Here is a 17,146-nt window from a genome sequence, read left to right as displayed (position 1 = left end):
CGGCAGGGTGCGGCCCCGGCCTCCCCGCGACCCCCGTTCAGACCACCACAGAGCTCCTCGGTCCCACCGACGCGAGGGGCACAAACCCTGAGAGGGATTGACGAGAGTGCTCGACGTCAACTTCTTCGACGAGCTGCGAATCGGCCTGGCCACCGCTGACGACATCCGTCAGTGGTCCCACGGCGAGGTCAAGAAGCCGGAGACCATCAACTACCGCACCCTCAAGCCGGAAAAGGACGGGCTCTTCTGCGAGAAGATCTTCGGTCCGACCCGGGACTGGGAGTGCTACTGCGGCAAGTACAAGCGCGTCCGCTTCAAGGGCATCATCTGCGAGCGCTGCGGCGTCGAGGTGACCCGCGCCAAGGTGCGCCGTGAGCGGATGGGCCACATCGAGCTCGCCGCCCCCGTCACCCACATCTGGTACTTCAAGGGCGTGCCCTCCCGTCTGGGCTACCTGCTCGACCTCGCCCCGAAGGACCTCGAGAAGGTCATCTACTTCGCCGCCTACATGATCACGTGGGTGGACGAGGAGCGCCGCACGCGCGACCTGCCCTCCCTGGAGGCCCATGTCTCCGTGGAGCGCCAGCAGATCGAGCAGCGCCGCGACGCCGACCTGGAGGCCCGGGCCAAGAAGCAGGAGGCCGACCTCGCGGAGCTGGAGGCCGAGGGCGCCAAGGCGGACGTCCGCCGCAAGGTGCGCGAGGGCGCCGAGCGCGAGATGAAGCAGATCCGCGACCGCGCCCAGCGCGAGATCGACCGCCTGGACGAGGTCTGGAACCGCTTCAAGAACCTCAAGGTCCAGGACCTGGAGGGCGACGAGCTGCTCTACCGCGAGCTGCGCGACCGCTTCGGGACCTACTTCGACGGCTCGATGGGCGCCGCCGCGCTGCAGAAGCGGCTGGAGACCTTCGACCTGGAGGAGGAGGCGGAGAAGCTCCGCGAGATCATCCGGACCGGCAAGGGCCAGAAGAAGACCCGCGCGCTCAAGCGCCTCAAGGTCGTCTCCGCCTTCCTGCAGACCCGCAACAGCCCCAAGGGCATGGTGCTGGACTGCGTGCCGGTCATCCCGCCGGACCTGCGTCCGATGGTGCAGCTCGACGGTGGCCGCTTCGCGACCAGTGACCTGAACGACCTGTACCGCCGCGTCATCAACCGCAACAACCGCCTGAAGCGGCTTCTCGACCTCGGCGCGCCCGAGATCATCGTGAACAACGAGAAGCGCATGCTCCAGGAGGCCGTCGACGCGCTCTTCGACAACGGCCGCCGCGGCCGTCCGGTCACGGGCCCCGGCAACCGTCCGCTGAAGTCGCTGTCCGACATGCTCAAGGGCAAGCAGGGCCGCTTCCGCCAGAACCTGCTGGGCAAGCGCGTCGACTACTCGGCGCGTTCGGTGATCGTCGTCGGCCCGCAGCTCAAGCTGCACCAGTGCGGTCTGCCCAAGGCCATGGCGCTGGAGCTGTTCAAGCCGTTCGTGATGAAGCGCCTGGTGGACCTCAACCACGCGCAGAACATCAAGTCGGCCAAGCGCATGGTCGAGCGCGGCCGCACGGTCGTGTACGACGTGCTCGAAGAGGTCATCGCCGAGCACCCGGTGCTGCTCAACCGTGCGCCGACCCTGCACCGCCTGGGCATCCAGGCCTTCGAGCCGCAGCTGGTCGAGGGCAAGGCCATCCAGATCCACCCGCTGGTGTGCACCGCGTTCAACGCGGACTTCGACGGCGACCAGATGGCCGTGCACCTGCCGCTGTCCGCGGAGGCGCAGGCCGAGGCCCGCATCCTGATGCTGTCCTCGAACAACATCCTCAAGCCGGCCGACGGCCGTCCCGTCACCATGCCCACCCAGGACATGGTGCTGGGCCTGTTCTTCCTCACCACCGACAAGGTGGAGGGCGAGGTCAAGGGCGAGGACCGGTCGTTCAACTCGGTGGCCGAGGCGATCATGGCGTTCGACGCCCGGGAGCTGTCGCTCCAGGCGAAGATCGACGTCCGCTTCCCCGTCGGCTCGGTCCCGCCCCGCGGCTGGACCCCGCCGGCCGCGGAGGAGGGCGAGCCGGAGTGGCAGACCGGTGACCCGTTCCGGCTGCGCACCACCCTGGGCCGCGCGCTCTTCAACGAGCTGCTGCCCGAGGACTACCCGTTCGTCGACTACACCGTGGGCAAGAAGCAGCTCTCCGCGATCGTCAACGACCTCGCCGAGCGCTACCCCAAGGTCGTCGTCGCCGCGGCGCTGGACAACCTGAAGTCGGCCGGTTTCCACTGGGCGACCCGTTCCGGCGTCACCATCGCGATCTCCGACGTCGTGGTCCCCGAGGCCAAGAAGGAGATCATCGCGAACTACGAGGCGCAGGACGAGAAGGTCCAGAAGCAGTACGAGCGCGGTCTGATCACCAAGGACGAGCGTTCCAACGAGCTCATCGGCATCTGGACCCGCGCGACCAACGAGGTCGCCGAGGCCATGGCGGAGAACTTCCCGAAGACCAACCCGATCTTCATGATGGTCGACTCGGGCGCCCGCGGAAACATGATGCAGATGCGCCAGATCGCCGGTATGCGCGGTCTGGTGTCCAACGCCAAGAACGAGACCATCCCGCGGCCGATCAAGGCGTCGTTCCGCGAGGGTCTGTCCGTGCTGGAGTACTTCATCTCCACGCACGGTGCCCGTAAGGGTCTGGCGGACACCGCGCTGCGCACCGCCGACTCGGGCTACCTGACCCGTCGTCTGGTGGACGTCTCGCAGGACGTGATCATCCGCGAGGAGGACTGCGGCACCGACCGCGGCCTGAAGCTCGTGATCGCCTCCAAGGGCGCGGACGGCGTTCTGCGCAAGGCGGAGGACGCCGAGACCAGCGTGTACGCGCGCTGCCTCGCCGAGGACGTCACCGTCGACGGCAAGGTGCTGGCCCCGGCCGGCACCGACCTGGGCGACGTGCTCATCGACGAGCTGGTGCGGCACGGCGTGGAGACGGTCAAGACCCGCTCGGTCCTCACCTGCGAGTCCGCCGTCGGCACCTGCGCCATGTGCTACGGCCGCTCGCTGGCGACCGGCAAGCTGGTGGACATCGGCGAGGCCGTCGGCATCATCGCCGCCCAGTCCATCGGTGAGCCCGGCACCCAGCTGACGATGCGCACCTTCCACACCGGTGGTGTGGCCGGTGACGACATCACCCAGGGTCTGCCGCGTGTCGTCGAGCTCTTCGAGGCCCGCACCCCCAAGGGTGTCGCCCCGATCTCCGAGGCCGCCGGCCGCGTGCGGATCGAGGAGACCGAGAAGACCAAGAAGATCGTCGTCACCCCCGACGACGGTTCCGACGAGACCTCCTACGGCGTGTCCAAGCGCGCCCGTCTGCTGGTCTCCGAGGGCGACCACGTCGACGTCGGCCAGCCGCTGACGGTCGGCGCCACCAACCCGCACGACGTGCTGCGCATCCTCGGCCAGCGCGCGGTGCAGGTGCACCTGGTGGGCGAGGTCCAGAAGGTCTACAACTCGCAGGGTGTGTCGATCCACGACAAGCACATCGAGATCATCATCCGGCAGATGCTGCGCCGTGTGACGATCATCGAGTCCGGCGACGCCGAGCTGCTGCCGGGCGAGCTGGTCGAGCGCTCGAAGTTCGAGGGCGAGAACCGCCGCGTGGTGCAGGAGGGCGGCCAGCCGGCCTCCGGCCGTCCGCAGCTGATGGGCATCACCAAGGCCTCGCTGGCCACGGAGTCCTGGCTGTCGGCGGCGTCCTTCCAGGAGACGACCAGGGTCCTGACCGACGCGGCGATCAACGCCAAGTCGGACTCCCTGATCGGCCTCAAGGAGAACGTCATCATCGGTAAGCTCATCCCGGCCGGTACGGGCCTGTCCCGCTACCGCAACATCCGGGTCGAGCCGACCGAGGAGGCGAAGGCCGCGATGTACTCGGCCGTCGGCTACGACGACATCGACTACTCGCCCTTCGGCACCGGCTCCGGCCAGGCGGTCCCGCTGGAGGACTACGACTACGGTCCGTACAACGGCTGAGCGGGGCCGTACGGCCCGCCGGACGCGCTCGTGGGGCGGTCCCTCCTCGGAGGGGCCGCCCCGCGGCGTTCCTCGCCGGTGTGCGAGGTGTGTCCCGGGTGCCCGGAACTCCCCAAGGGGTGCGGACGTCATGGATGATGGGGGCAGCCCGAACGTGGGGAGGTGGAGCCGGTGTCGTACCAACAGTGGGGACAGCCGGGTCAGCAGGGCAAGTACGGCGGACCGCCCGGGCAGTCGGGGTATCGTCTTCCGCATCTTCCGAGTGCGCCGCATCCCCCGCAGCCCGCGCAGGCCGCACACCAGGCTTCGCAGCTGCCGATGATGCGCGCCTCCCACGCGGACCGGGAGCGCACCGTCGACGTGCTCAAGGCCGGGTACGCGGAGGGGCGGCTGAGCCACGCCGAGTACGAGCAGCGGATGGGCCGGGCCCACCAGGCGCAGACGTACGGGGAGTTGCACGCGCTCATCGCCGATCTGCCGCAGGGGCCGATGGCGGTGCCCGCGCCCGCGCCGCAGTACGCGCAGCCGTACCAGCAGGCGGTGCCGCGCACCTTCCTGCCGCCCCCGCCCCAGACGAACAACTCCGCGGTGGGCGCCCTGGTCTGCGGGGTCCTCACGCCGTTCTACGGGGTCACCGCCATCCCCGCGGTGATCCTGGGGCACAAGGCGCGTGCCGAGATCCGCCGCACCGGGGAGAAGGGCGACGGGATGGCCATGGCCGGCCTGGTCCTGGGCTGGCTGACGATCGGGCTCGTCGCGCTCGCGCTGGTGGCGATCGTGGTGTTCGCGGCCGGGTCCGGGTCCGGGTCCTCCTGAGCTTCCCGGCGGGGCCGCCCGCCGCCGGAGAGGGCGGCGGGGGGGGGGGAGCGCGCGGGAGGAAGGGCGCCGGAGAATGCCCGGGAAGGGACCTGGAAAGGGCCGGGGGAGGGCGCCGCGAGAGCCCTTCGGCGAGGGCCGCGAGGGCCTTCGGACGCCCTTCCGCTCCCGCTTCGCGCCCACTACGGTGGCATGGGCATTTGTTTTGACCGGAGCCGATGCGGTAGGTACGCTCTGACCTTGTGCCTGGGGTATCCCCTGCGCTCTCGTATGCGCCAATACGCTGCGGGATGTGAGGCGGGGACACCGAAATCTGCATGCTTCTCACCCACTGGGCCCCGCGTCGCGGGAGTGTGCAGCCTTCGACACACCCGACCGCGTGGGTCGGCGAGTGGCCCAGGTTAGTTGTACCGAGACTGGCACACAGAAACCGGAGAAACGGTGCCTACGATCCAGCAGTTGGTCCGCAAGGGCCGACAGGACAAGGTCGAGAAGAACAAGACGCCGGCACTCGAGGGTTCGCCCCAGCGCCGTGGCGTCTGCACGCGCGTTTTCACCACCACCCCCAAGAAGCCGAACTCGGCCCTGCGTAAGGTCGCGCGTGTGCGTCTGACCAGCGGCATCGAGGTCACCGCTTACATTCCGGGTGAGGGCCACAACCTGCAGGAGCACTCCATCGTGCTCGTGCGCGGTGGCCGTGTGAAGGACCTGCCGGGTGTTCGCTACAAGATCATCCGCGGCTCCCTCGACACCCAGGGCGTCAAGAACCGCAAGCAGGCTCGCAGCCGCTACGGCGCCAAGAAGGAGAAGTAAGCATGCCTCGTAAGGGCCCCGCCCCGAAGCGACCGGTCATCATCGACCCGGTCTACGGCTCTCCTCTGGTGACCTCCCTCATCAACAAGGTGCTGCTGCACGGCAAGCGCTCCACCGCCGAGCGCATCGTGTACGGCGCCATGGAGGGCCTGCGTGAGAAGACCGGCAACGACCCGGTCATCACGCTCAAGCGCGCGCTCGAGAACGTGAAGCCGACCCTCGAGGTCCGCTCCCGCCGCGTCGGTGGCGCCACGTACCAGGTTCCGGTCGAGGTCCGCCCCGGCCGTTCCTCCACTCTCGCGCTGCGTTGGATCGTGGGCTACGCCCGCGCGCGCCGCGAGAAGACGATGACCGAGCGTCTGATGAACGAGCTGCTCGACGCCTCCAACGGGCTCGGCGCCGCCGTGAAGAAGCGCGAGGACACCCACAAGATGGCCGAGTCCAACAAGGCCTTCGCGCACTACCGCTGGTAGTCGCTTCCCCCATCGAGAACCGAGAGAAGACTGAGCCTTATGGCTACCACTTCACTTGACCTGGCCAGGGTCCGCAACATCGGGATCATGGCCCACATCGACGCGGGCAAGACGACCACCACCGAGCGGATCCTGTTCTACACCGGTGTGAGCTACAAGATCGGTGAGGTCCACGACGGCGCTGCCACCATGGACTGGATGGAGCAGGAGCAGGAGCGCGGCATCACCATCACGTCGGCCGCGACGACCTGCCACTGGCCGCTCGAGAACGTCGACCACACCATCAACATCATCGACACCCCGGGACACGTCGACTTCACCGTCGAGGTGGAGCGCTCGCTGCGCGTGCTCGACGGTGCGGTGACGGTGTTCGACGGGGTGGCCGGTGTCGAGCCCCAGTCCGAGACGGTGTGGCGCCAGGCGGACCGCTACGGCGTTCCGCGCATCTGCTTCGTCAACAAGCTCGACCGCACCGGCGCGGACTTCTTCCGCTGCGTCGACATGATCGTGAGCCGCCTGGGCGCGCAGCCGCTGGTCATGCAGATCCCGATCGGCGCCGAGTCCGACTTCCAGGGCGTCGTGGACCTGGTCCGCATGAAGGCCCTGGTCTGGTCGGCGGAGGCCGCCAAGGGCGAGATGTACGACACCGTCGACATCCCGGCCGAGCTGGCGGAGCAGGCCCAGGAGTGGCGCGGCAAGCTGCTCGAGGCCGTCGCCGAGAACGACGAGGAGCTGATGGAGCTGTACCTGGAGGGCGAGGAGCCCTCCGAGGAGCAGCTGTACTCGGCGATCCGCCGTATCACCATCGAGTCCGGCAAGGGCGAGGGCACCACCGTCACCCCGGTGTTCACCGGTACCGCGTTCAAGAACAAGGGCGTTCAGCCCCTGCTCGACGCGGTCGTGCGCTACCTGCCGTCGCCGGTCGACATCGAGGCGATCGAGGGGCAGGCCCCCTCCGACGCCGACGAGGTCATCAAGCGCAAGCCTTCCGACGAGGAGCCGCTGGCCGCGCTCGCCTTCAAGATCGCGAGCGACCCGCACCTCGGCAAGCTGACCTTCATCCGGGTCTACTCGGGCCGCCTGGAGTCCGGCACCCAGGTGCTGAACTCGGTGAAGGGCAAGAAGGAGCGCATCGGCAAGATCTACCGGATGCACGCGAACAAGCGTGAGGAGATCCAGAGCGTGGGTGCCGGCGACATCGTCGCCGTCATGGGTCTGAAGCAGACCACCACCGGTGAGACCCTCTGCGACGCGTCCGCTCCGGTGATCCTGGAGTCCATGGACTTCCCGGCCCCGGTGATCGAGGTCGCCATCGAGCCGAAGTCCAAGGGCGACCAGGAGAAGCTGGGTGTCGCCATCCAGCGTCTGGCCGAGGAGGACCCGTCCTTCCAGGTCAAGACGAACGAGGAGACCGGGCAGACCATCATCGCGGGCATGGGCGAGCTGCACCTTGAGGTGCTGGTCGACCGGATGAAGCGCGAGTTCAAGGTCGAGGCCAACGTCGGTAAGCCGCAGGTGGCCTACCGCGAGACCCTGCGCAAGGCCGTCGAGAAGGTCGACTACACGCACAAGAAGCAGACTGGTGGTTCCGGCCAGTTCGCGAAGGTGCAGATCGCGGTCGAGCCCCTCGAGGGCGACGGCTACGAGTTCGTCAACAAGGTCACCGGTGGCCGCATCCCCAAGGAGTACATCCCCTCGGTGGACGCCGGCTGCCAGGAGGCCATGGAGTTCGGCGTGCTGGCGGGCTACCCGCTCACCGGCGTGCGGGTGACGCTGCTGGACGGCGCCTACCACGACGTCGACTCCTCCGAGATGGCGTTCAAGATCGCCGGCTCCATGGTCTTCAAGGAGGCCGCCCGCAAGGCCAGCCCGGCCCTGCTGGAGCCGATGATGGCCGTCGAGGTCACCACGCCCGAGGACTACATGGGCGATGTGATCGGTGACATCAACTCCCGCCGTGGCCAGATCCAGGCCATGGAGGACCGCGCCGGCGCCAAGCTCGTCAAGGGCCTGGTTCCGCTGTCGGAGATGTTCGGTTACGTCGGTGACCTGCGCAGCAAGACCTCCGGTCGCGCGAGCTACTCGATGCAGTTCGACTCCTACGCCGAGGTTCCCCGGAACGTCGCCGAGGAGATCATCGCGAAGGCCAAGGGCGAGTAGCGCACGTTTCGTGGCGCTATCCACCCATTAGGCTGGAGCACAACAAGGCCTTCGGGGTCTCCCTCATCGGGCGCACACCGCCCGATGAGGGGCCCCGGCAGCCCGCCCACCCAGATACGAAACGGTCAAGGTCGTCCCTCAGGGGTCCTGACCGGTTCGGCACGACCACCTGAACCCCTCCGCAGAGCGCGGGGGAGTACAGCACCAGTCCACAGGAGGACCCCAGTGGCGAAGGCGAAGTTCGAGCGGACTAAGCCGCACGTCAACATCGGCACCATCGGTCACATCGACCACGGTAAGACGACTCTTACCGCGGCGATCACCAAGGTGCTGCACGACGCCTACCCGGACGTGAACGAGGCCTCGGCGTTCGAGAACATCGACAAGGCTCCCGAGGAGCGCCAGCGCGGTATCACCATCTCCATCGCGCACGTCGAGTACCAGACGGAGTCCCGTCACTACGCCCACGTCGACTGCCCGGGTCACGCGGACTACATCAAGAACATGATCACCGGTGCCGCCCAGATGGACGGCGCCATCCTCGTGGTCGCCGCCACCGACGGCCCGATGCCGCAGACCAAGGAGCACGTGCTCCTGGCCCGCCAGGTCGGCGTCCCGTACATCGTCGTCGCCCTGAACAAGGCCGACATGGTGGACGACGAGGAGATCATGGAGCTCGTCGAGCTCGAGGTCCGTGAGCTGCTCTCCGAGTACGAGTTCCCGGGTGACGAGGTTCCGGTCGTCCGCGTCTCGGCGCTGAAGGCGCTCGAGGGCGACCAGAAGTGGGCCGACTCCGTCCTCGAGCTGATGAAGGCCGTGGACGAGTCCATCCCCGAGCCCGAGCGTGACGTCGAGAAGCCGTTCCTGATGCCGATCGAGGACGTCTTCACGATCACCGGTCGCGGTACGGTCGTCACCGGCCGTATCGAGCGCGGTGTCCTGAAGGTCAACGAGAACGTCGACATCATCGGCATCAAGCCGGAGAAGACCTCCACCACGGTCACCGGCATCGAGATGTTCCGCAAGCTGCTCGACGAGGGCCAGGCCGGTGAGAACGTCGGTCTGCTGCTCCGCGGCATCAAGCGCGAGGACGTCGAGCGCGGCCAGGTCATCATCAAGCCGGGTTCGGTCACCCCGCACACCGAGTTCGAGGCCCAGGCCTACATCCTGTCGAAGGACGAGGGTGGCCGCCACACCCCGTTCTTCAACAACTACCGCCCGCAGTTCTACTTCCGTACCACGGACGTGACCGGCGTGGTGACCCTCCCCGAGGGCACCGAGATGGTCATGCCGGGCGACAACACCGAGATGAAGGTCGAGCTCATCCAGCCGGTCGCCATGGAGGAGGGCCTGAAGTTCGCCATCCGCGAGGGTGGCCGGACCGTGGGCGCCGGCCAGGTCACCAAGATCGTCAAGTGACCCGGTCCGCCTCTTGAGGCACCGCTGACCTCTCGGTCGGCGAAAGGGCCCGTACGACGTCAGTCGTGCGGGCCCTTTCCGTTGCCCGCCGGTCCGCGCAGCTGTCCTGGCCGGTGAACGGGACTGCCCCCGAGGCCGTTGGCCGGGTCCGGCTGACTAGGATCGTCGGCGCGGTCCGGGAGACGCCCCGGGCGGTTTCCGATCCGCGAGGGGGAGTGGGTATGGGTATGCGCAAGGCGACCGCGGGACTGGCCCTGATCGTGTCCGGTGTGCTGCTGACGGGATGCGGCGGCGGGGACGACGGGGGAGCCGGGGGGAAGCCCGCCCCGTCGGCCTCCGGCAGCGAGGAGCCGGGCGGGAGCACGGGCGGCGCGGACAAGGGCGGCGAGGTGGTGCGCGAGGTGACCCTTGAGGTCCGGGGCACCGGAAAGACGCAGATCGCCTATGTCGCCGACGGGAACAGGACCGAGCAGGTCACACTCCCGTGGAAGAAGACGGTCGAGCTCTCCCTGACGAAGGCCGAGCAGGAGGTCGGCGTCCTGGTGTCGGTCGTGCCCGGATCGGTCCCGGGCGAGGACGGCATGCTCAAGCCGGCGCCCTGCACCATCACCGTCGACGGCGAGAAGGTCGACGACAACCAGGACGGCAAGGACGTCCTGGGCTGCAAGCACATGGTGAAGTGAGGGCCCTGCCCAAGGCGGCGCCGTAAGCCGCGAACGAGTACCGGGTCTCCCGGGTGAGGGGGCCGTGCGACGGGGATAACGCCTCGGAGGAGCACAGGAGGAGGCGGCCTGGTGCGAGGTCCGGGAGGGGCTGTGATCCGTTGGACGGGCGGGAGCCGGTGAGCGCGCGGGGGCGGTCGCGCCGGGCTGGTACGAGGGCGCACATCACGGGGAAGACGGTGGCCGGAGCGGCCGTGGTGGTGGTCTGTGCCGTCATCGGGTGCTGGGCCGTCCTCATGGGAGTCGACGGGCTGCGCGACGTCTTTGCGATCGCCGAGCGTGGACGGTCGGTCGACGGGACCGTCCTGGCGAAGGACAAGGTGAGATCGTCTCCGCAGGGCGGCACCACCGAGAAGATCAAGGTACGTTTCACCACGGCCGACGGTACGTCCCACCAGTTCTGGGCCACCGGTGACCAGGCTGTCGGCGACACGGTCCGTGTGCGCTACCTTCCGGAGCGCCCCGGGACGGCGACCGTCCACTCCACGGCGAACGACGGGATCGCGTACGGCGTGGTGATCCTCGTCGGGCTCATGATGGTGATCACCATGCTGCTGCTGGTATTCGTGTGGGTCCGGGACAATCTCGGCGCCCACCGGCGGGCGGCGCGGAGCAGTCCGGTCGCGGAGTGACACTTCCGGCCCGCCGCCGGCGGAAATCCGAAAGCCGACCCGTGCCGCACACGCGGCGGGAGGACCGCCGGCTCACACGGCCAGTGGTGGGAGCGGCGGCGCGGACGGGGGCGGCGACGGCATGCTCGAACCCGTGCCCCGCATCATCACCGTCGACGGCGAGAAGGCCGATGACGACCAGGACGGCAAGGATGTCCTGTGGTGTCGCTGTGCTGGCTCACACCGCCACACCCCAGTGACGGCCGCCGACAGCGGACGGGCTTTCCGGCACACGAGGTGACCGGGCCCTTCGCCGGGATGGCCGGGCAGGGGGTTCCCAAGTCCGGTCAGAGCGCTCGCAGAGCCGCGGCGGCGGCGACCATGCCGTCTCGCTCCAGCGATCCGAGCACGTCCTCCACGGTCCCCGGTGGATTCTTCCACTTGTCCGCGATCCGGCGCACCGCCGCGTACATGGCGGCAGGGTCCAGGTCGATCTGGTCCTCGATGAAAGCGTCGGGGTGCTTGGCTTCCACGTCCCACGCCGACAAGGCGTCGCGGGGGGAAGTCCTTGAGGTTGAACGTGACGATGAGCTGGGCTTTCGCCCGGATGGCCGCCGCGAGGACGTGGCGGTCATCCGGGTCGGGAAGCTCAAGGGCCTCGATGAGGGGCTCGTAGCCCTTGACCATGCAGTCACGCACGGCCCTCATCATGGCCTCCCTGGTCCGGTCGAGCCGGACGGGATCGAGGTCGGGCCGCTTGGCCTTCAGGTTGCGGAACGTCTCATCGAGGATGCGATCGGTCCACTTGGCCTGCACGAGGCCGTCCTGCGCTATGGAGACGAGCAGATCACGCAGGGTGCTCGGGTACAGCACGTTGGCGTCGTACAGGGCAACGAAGGCCATGCTTCAGATCAGTCCCATCTCTTGGCCCAGTTGGGTGAGCTCATCGGCGGCTTGACGGCGGCGTTCGTCGTCCTGTCGCTTGTAGTCCATCAGGGAGGAGGCCGGAATCCTCCGGTGTTTGCCGACCTTGCGGTATTCGATCTCTCCGGCTTGCAGGAGCCCGATGAGGAATGGGCGTGAGACGTTGAGCAGGTCGGCTGCCTGCTGGGTGGTGAGTTCCGCGTTCTGCGGAACGATGGAGACGCTACGGCCGGCTGCCAGGTGGGCGAGTGTGGTGGCCAGTAGCTCGACCGCTTCTCGCGGCAGTGTGAGTGGCTCGGCTCCTTCCCCCTCGACCGTGACGCCGATCCTCGGAACGTCACGGTGCCTCTCCAGGTAGCTGCGTACCCGGGACAGGGCTCGGTTGGCTGTTTCCGTCTCCTCCGGGGGGAGGCGGACGGGGTGGATGTCCGTCTTGCTCATGTGGGGCTCCCTCGGGTGCGGGTGTATGCCGGCAGGGGCCTTCTTCGACATCCTTCCATTATTCGCAGCATTCGAAACAGGCGCAACAAACGAATGGCCTGATCGTGTCCTGTACACCCATGGCCGCCAGCGAAGACGACCCGGGAATCGCTTCTTCGTGCGGGCCTTGATCCCATGGGCCTCCTCTGGTGCCGGTGCGGCGTCCGTGACCCGCGCTGCACGCGGTCGTCCTCCCCGGAACGCGCGTGAGACGTGCCGGGCTGCCGGCCGAGGCGGTCATGCGGCCAGGGGTGGTGGGGCGGCGGCCCGGGCCTCGCGGCAGTCGCGGCACAGGCCCGGGGCGGGGGAGCGGAAGGCGCGGTCGCAGCCGTCGCAGTTCCGGAGCGGGTCCGGGCGCGGTGGCCGGGGCGCGGGCGGTGGTGCCGCCGGGAGGTGCGGCGGCAGCAGCGCGGTGAGGCGGTGGGCGAGCAGGGCGGCCGGGTGGCGCAGCGGCTCTGCGGGCAGGCCGGCGGCCAGGGTGCGGCGTACGGCGTCGGGGTCCGTCCCGCGTTCCAGCCAGGCCACCACGGCGGGGGCCAGGCGCGTCACGTCCCGCTCGGAGAGCAGCAGGCGGGGGTCGTCGCGCCGCAGCTCGGCCAGGATCGCGGTGGCGGCCCGCTCGCGCACCGGGTTGCCGGTGGTGCGCGGCTGCGGCAGCGGCGGTGGGGACGGGGGAGACGGGGCCGACACGGGCGCGGGTTCGGGCGCCGGCTCGGCGGTGGGGACCGGGGCCGGCCGGGGCTCCGGCAGGCGTACGGGCGGTCGCGAGGGCCGGTACGGCCGCACACGCTCCGCCTGCCCGGTCCGTACCGCCGCCGGGTGGTCGTAGGACACCGTGCGGGTGACCACCCGCCCGCTCGGCAGCCGCTCCCGCTTGCGCGACAGATAGCCGTGCGCCTCCAGCTCGCGCAGCGCGGCGGCGATCCGCGTCTCGCCCTCGGCGAAGCGGGCGGCGAGGGTGCGGATGTCCACCCGCGCGCCGTCGGGCAGCGACTGGATGTGGACGGCCAGCCCGATCGCGGTCAGCGACAGCTCGCGGTGCTGGGCGAGGTGGTTGCCGACGACGGTGAAGCGCTCGGTGTGCCGGGCGGTGACGTGGACGACGCCGCCGCGCGGAACGGCGGACGGCGCGCGCGGGGGCGCGCTAGGCTGCGGCTCAGCCATCGGGAAGCTCTCTCTTCCTCGGTGGTCAGGCCCTCGTCCGGGATGGCCGTCCCGGCGGGGGCCGTCGCATGTCTGCGGTTGCGGCGGTGATCTGCGGCACCCGGTGGTGCTCTGCGGTGTCCCGCAGTGCTCTGCGGTGCTCGCTGGTGCCTGTCGCGGCGAGCCTATGCCGGGGAGTCGGCCGCCACGCCGGTCCGGCCCCACGACTCACCCGTACGAGTGACGGGGTCCGGTTGGGTTGGGTGGGGTTCTCTCTCCGGTCCTTTGAAGCTTCTTACGCCGTGCCCCGCCGGGTCCCCACCCACCGGAACGTGCTTTCCCGCGAGCCGGTGGACGGGCCCCGCCGGGCACACCCACGACCGGACCGAGGAGGACGGACTGTGAACCACGCGCGGTGGAAGACCCGCCGGACCAGGAGGCTCCTGGGCGAGGCGGTCGAGGAGTCCCCGGCCTACACCGAGGCCGGGCACGCGTTCGCGCTCGACCGGGCGGTCTACGACCGGCGTACCGAACTCGGCTTCTCTCAGACCGAATTGGCCAGACGTGCCGGAATGACCCAGCAGCGGATCTCCACCATCGAGGGGGGCGACTCGGTGCCGACCCTGCCTCTGCTGACCCGCCTGGCCAAGGCACTGGACGCCTCGCCGGCCGCCGAGTTGGACGGCGACGAGTCGGCGTTCGTCTTCGCCCCGCGCCGCGACGGCGACGGCCGGGGCGGTGTGCCCACTCCGGCAAATGCCGTTACTGCTCCGTGGTGAAGGGGAGTTCCTCCGCCGCGGTTCCCAGGTAGTGGTACTCCGAAGTCCGGGTGCGGCCCACCGCGTCCAGCTTCCGCCGGAAGCACACCCGAAGGTGGACGTTGTCGCCCAGTGAGAGCCTCATGGCCATCAACGGCTCCGGGTCGATCCTCACCTCGTAGGCCGGTGCGTTGTGCGCCTGGCCGCTCTTCACCTTCACCATGCCACTGCCGCGGAGTTCGGTCACATAGCCGGAGATGACGATCTCCTGGTCCTCGTCCCTGGTCTCCTGAAGCCGCTTGGCGTACTCGATGCCACGACGGGTCAGACCGGCCTGACGGATTCCGCCATCGGCGGCGTACCACGTCACCCCGAGGTCCAGCCGGAAGCGGTCGAGTGATCTGGCGAGGGCCTCGACCGAGTCGAACAGTCCGGCCCATTCCCGTACGTCCCGCTGCCCCTCCAGGGCGGTGAGAAGGCGGGCGAACCTCCGGACCCCCTGATCGGCTGCCGACGCCACCACGGGACCCAGCGTGTCCGAGCCGGATTCGGAGTGGGCGGCGTCCACAGGGCGTGCGTGAACAACCGTGCTGCCCTGGGAGATCCCGGTCACCTCAAGCTCGACGGGGGTGCCCGCCGCCTTCGAGACGGCTTTCTCCAAAGGGTCCAGCAGGGCGTCTCCCCATTGGAAGCGCAGAGCCCCGGCATCAGCCTCGGGACCGGTGAGCCGCAGCCTCAGCTCCTCCCGGAGGCCTGCTGAAGGGTCGATCTCCCGCAGGGCCGCCAGTCGGCCGGCACGGTGGTCCGCCTCGATCTCCAGATCACTGCGGTCATCCGTGCCGAGGTCGTCCAGCAGCCGCTCGGTGTCCTCGGCGTGCGTCTCGCGCATACGGCGGCGCCAACTGCTCTCGCTCACGGCCGCACCTCCACGTAGCCGCGCGCGGCGCGGGCGGTCTCACTGGTCATCGGGGGCGTGTCCATGGTGGTGCGTGGGCGGTACGTGCGTGCGGCGGGGTCAGGGGCGGAGATCGAGTTCCGCCCAGACCGTCTTGCGCGGCGGCGGCCAGCTCTCCACGCCCCAGCGGTCGGCCAGCGCCTCGACGAGCAGCAGCCCGCGCCCGCCCTCCGCGTCCTCGGACGCCGGCGGGCCGGGCACGGCCGGGAGGCGGTCACCGCGCGCGTCGGAGACCTCGATGCGCAGCGTGACGCCGTCGGCGTCACCGCCGTTCCCGGTGACGCGCAGGCCCAGCCGGAAGTCCCGGCCGAGTACGCGCCCGTGCAGGACGGCATTGCCCGCCAGCTCGGCGGTGATCTGCGCGGCCGCCTCGGTGGGCAACCCCTGGTCGGCCAGGTGCGCGACGGTCAGGAGCCGCGCCAGCCGGGCTCCCCGGCGGGTCGAGGACAGGAGCACGGCGAGCTCCCGGGTGGGGGCGGAGGCGGGGGCCGGGGCGGGCCTCTCGGTGCGGGTGGTCTCTGGAGTCACGTCACCCAGCGTGTCCGCCCGCATCCTCCCCGGCCATACCTGACTCCTGCTCAGGGGAATCCTGTTCGGCTCTTGTGCGGGCTTGTGCGGCCGGTGCGTGAGGGGCGATCCTTCCCGCCCCGCTGTGCGCGGCATTCGACCCAGACACCCGTCACGGGCGGAGAACCGGTTTTGCGTATCGCCCGCCCCGGCGGCCCCGCGCGGCTAGCATTCGCGGCACGAACGGCACTGCCAGGGGGGCGGGATGACGTTGTTTCACGCTGCGCGGAACATATCGCGCGGACAGCAAGCACATGGTCGGAAGATGATCCGGACTCTTCCGGGACGGGGAAAGCGGGCGGGGGGCCGCGCCGCGATCCGCGGGAGGTTCATCGCCTTCGGAGTCTTCGGCGCTTTTCTGCTCGGGGCCTGCTCGGAGGCCGGCGCCGGGGCGGAGCCGAAGGAGACCGTCACCGTCACGGCGACGGCGACGGCCACTGTGACGGCGGAGCCGGAGAGGATCTCCTCCCAGAAGGGCGAGGCCCTCGAAGCGGCCAGGGAGGCCGCCGAGGAAGCCGGTTACGAGGTCACCGCCCACAACGCCAACAAGGGCGACGCCGAGCCTTCCGGGAAATGGAAGGTGTGTTTCGAGGAGATCGGCTACGGCACCGTCGACTACGGAGCCGTCCGGGAGGGCGCTCTCTGCCCGAAGAAGGACGGCGGCCCGCTCGCCTGGCCCCGGATTCCCGACGTCACCGGCAAGGTCTACGCCAAGGCCGTCAAGGCGCTGGCCAAGGTGGGGGTCGACGAGGACGACATCGACGTCGAGTCGGCGTACAAGGACGTCTCCATCTCCGCCGCCGACGTGGAGGAGGACCCGGAAGGCTACAAGGTCTGCTTCCAGTCGCCCTCGGCGGGCAAGGACGCCAAGCCGGACACCGAGGCGAAGCTGACCCTGGTCGAGGGCGGCTCCTGCCCGTCGGGCAAGGGCACCTACAAGGACAAGAAGAACGACCCCGACTACACCCCGCCGCCGCCTCCGGCCGCCAGTGGGTCCACTGGCGGTTCCGGCTCCTCGGGCGGCTCGGGTGGTTCGGGCGGCTCCGGCGGTACCGCCCAGTGGAACGGCCAGTGGAACGGCCAGTGCGAACTGACCTCCCCGGCGGGCAACTGCTACCAGGCCGGGCAGTTCTGCGCCAACAAGCACCTCGGAATGCAGACGCACAACTCCGCCGGCCGGATCATCTACTGCAAGCAGCGCGCCGACGGGCAGCGCTGGAACTACTCGTAAGGGCGTGACCAGGTAGGGGACGCCGACCGACGAGGCCCCTGTCCGAAGCACTGGTGGACGAGTCCACC

The 17,146-nt window shown here is 69.3% G+C and carries 15 protein-coding genes and 1 pseudogene; 10 read left to right on the top strand and 6 right to left on the bottom strand.

All coding sequences use genetic code 11. The features are described from left to right. The first annotated feature begins 106 nt into the window (after nucleotides 1–106). From BM237_RS22150 to BM237_RS22115, 8 genes are all read left to right on the top strand, one after another. Entirely contained in the window at nucleotides 107–4,006 is a 3,900-nt protein-coding gene (locus BM237_RS22150) for a DNA-directed RNA polymerase subunit beta' (RefSeq protein ID WP_093851477.1), read from the top strand. Between the two features lie 321 nt (nucleotides 4,007–4,327). Continuing rightward, on the top strand, nucleotides 4,328–4,822 hold the full coding sequence (locus BM237_RS22145) for a DUF1707 and DUF4190 domain-containing protein (protein WP_093851521.1): 495 nt from the start codon (nucleotides 4,328–4,330) through the stop codon (nucleotides 4,820–4,822). A 441-nt stretch (nucleotides 4,823–5,263) separates the two neighbouring features. Next, nucleotides 5,264–5,635, top strand: a complete 372-nt coding sequence (rpsL, locus tag BM237_RS22140) for a 30S ribosomal protein S12 (protein ID WP_003948652.1) — start codon at nucleotides 5,264–5,266, stop codon at nucleotides 5,633–5,635. A 2-nt stretch (nucleotides 5,636–5,637) separates the two neighbouring features. Then, nucleotides 5,638–6,108: a 30S ribosomal protein S7 gene (rpsG, locus tag BM237_RS22135; RefSeq protein WP_093660564.1), complete on the top strand. Its 471-nt coding sequence runs from the start codon at nucleotides 5,638–5,640 to the stop codon at nucleotides 6,106–6,108. 39 nt (nucleotides 6,109–6,147) lie between these two features. After that, complete coding sequence (fusA, locus tag BM237_RS22130; RefSeq protein ID WP_093851476.1) at nucleotides 6,148–8,268, top strand: elongation factor G; 2,121 nt, start codon at nucleotides 6,148–6,150, stop codon at nucleotides 8,266–8,268. A gap of 225 nt (nucleotides 8,269–8,493) precedes the next feature. Next, on the top strand, nucleotides 8,494–9,687 hold the full coding sequence (gene tuf / locus BM237_RS22125; RefSeq protein WP_093851475.1) for an elongation factor Tu: 1,194 nt from the start codon (nucleotides 8,494–8,496) through the stop codon (nucleotides 9,685–9,687). A 221-nt stretch (nucleotides 9,688–9,908) separates the two neighbouring features. Continuing rightward, the gene (locus tag BM237_RS22120) at nucleotides 9,909–10,370 is read left to right on the top strand and encodes a hypothetical protein (RefSeq protein ID WP_139238153.1); all 462 of its coding nucleotides are present in this window, start codon (nucleotides 9,909–9,911) and stop codon (nucleotides 10,368–10,370) included. Nucleotides 10,371–10,588: 218 nt separating this feature from the next. Continuing rightward, nucleotides 10,589–11,041, top strand: a complete 453-nt coding sequence (locus BM237_RS22115; protein WP_093851473.1) for a DUF3592 domain-containing protein — start codon at nucleotides 10,589–10,591, stop codon at nucleotides 11,039–11,041. A gap of 326 nt (nucleotides 11,042–11,367) precedes the next feature. Here the strand turns inward: BM237_RS22115 and BM237_RS30075 are convergent, their stop codons facing one another. From BM237_RS30075 to BM237_RS22100, 4 genes and pseudogenes are all read right to left on the bottom strand, one after another. After that, entirely contained in the window at nucleotides 11,368–11,553 is a 186-nt protein-coding gene (locus BM237_RS30075; protein ID WP_245793922.1) for a VapC50 family PIN domain-containing toxin, read from the bottom strand. 97 nt (nucleotides 11,554–11,650) lie between these two features. Further along, nucleotides 11,651–11,923, bottom strand: a pseudogene (locus BM237_RS30070) (PIN domain-containing protein); the annotation flags it as partial. A 3-nt stretch (nucleotides 11,924–11,926) separates the two neighbouring features. Next, the gene (locus tag BM237_RS22105; RefSeq protein ID WP_093851472.1) at nucleotides 11,927–12,385 is read right to left on the bottom strand and encodes a helix-turn-helix domain-containing protein; all 459 of its coding nucleotides are present in this window, start codon (nucleotides 12,383–12,385) and stop codon (nucleotides 11,927–11,929) included. Between the two features lie 276 nt (nucleotides 12,386–12,661). After that, nucleotides 12,662–13,588, bottom strand: a complete 927-nt coding sequence (locus BM237_RS22100; RefSeq protein WP_093851471.1) for a helix-turn-helix domain-containing protein — start codon at nucleotides 13,586–13,588, stop codon at nucleotides 12,662–12,664. A gap of 380 nt (nucleotides 13,589–13,968) precedes the next feature. Here BM237_RS22100 and BM237_RS22095 point away from each other — a divergent pair, with 380 nt between their 5' ends. Beyond that, the gene (locus tag BM237_RS22095; RefSeq protein ID WP_093851470.1) at nucleotides 13,969–14,346 is read left to right on the top strand and encodes a helix-turn-helix domain-containing protein; all 378 of its coding nucleotides are present in this window, start codon (nucleotides 13,969–13,971) and stop codon (nucleotides 14,344–14,346) included. Here BM237_RS22095 and BM237_RS22090 read toward each other — a convergent pair. Further along, the gene (locus tag BM237_RS22090) at nucleotides 14,330–15,241 is read right to left on the bottom strand and encodes a hypothetical protein (RefSeq protein ID WP_139238152.1); all 912 of its coding nucleotides are present in this window, start codon (nucleotides 15,239–15,241) and stop codon (nucleotides 14,330–14,332) included. The two genes, BM237_RS22095 and BM237_RS22090, sit on opposite strands and share 17 nt — an antisense overlap. A 99-nt stretch (nucleotides 15,242–15,340) precedes the next feature. Further along, a complete protein-coding gene (locus BM237_RS22085; RefSeq protein WP_425443729.1) occupies nucleotides 15,341–15,808 on the bottom strand; it encodes an ATP-binding protein in 468 nt (155 codons plus the stop codon). Between the two features lie 304 nt (nucleotides 15,809–16,112). Between BM237_RS22085 and BM237_RS22080 the strand changes: the two genes are divergently transcribed. Continuing rightward, a complete protein-coding gene (locus BM237_RS22080; RefSeq protein ID WP_175541097.1) occupies nucleotides 16,113–17,078 on the top strand; it encodes a PASTA domain-containing protein in 966 nt (321 codons plus the stop codon). Nucleotides 17,079–17,146: the final 68 nt, after the last annotated feature.

Origin of the sequence: Streptomyces mangrovi (assembly GCF_900114215.1) — a bacterium.
GTDB lineage: Bacteria > Actinomycetota > Actinomycetes > Streptomycetales > Streptomycetaceae > Streptomyces > Streptomyces barkulensis.
The sequence above is the reverse complement of the archived record's forward strand: the minus strand, read 5'-3'. Positions and strand labels throughout refer to the sequence as shown.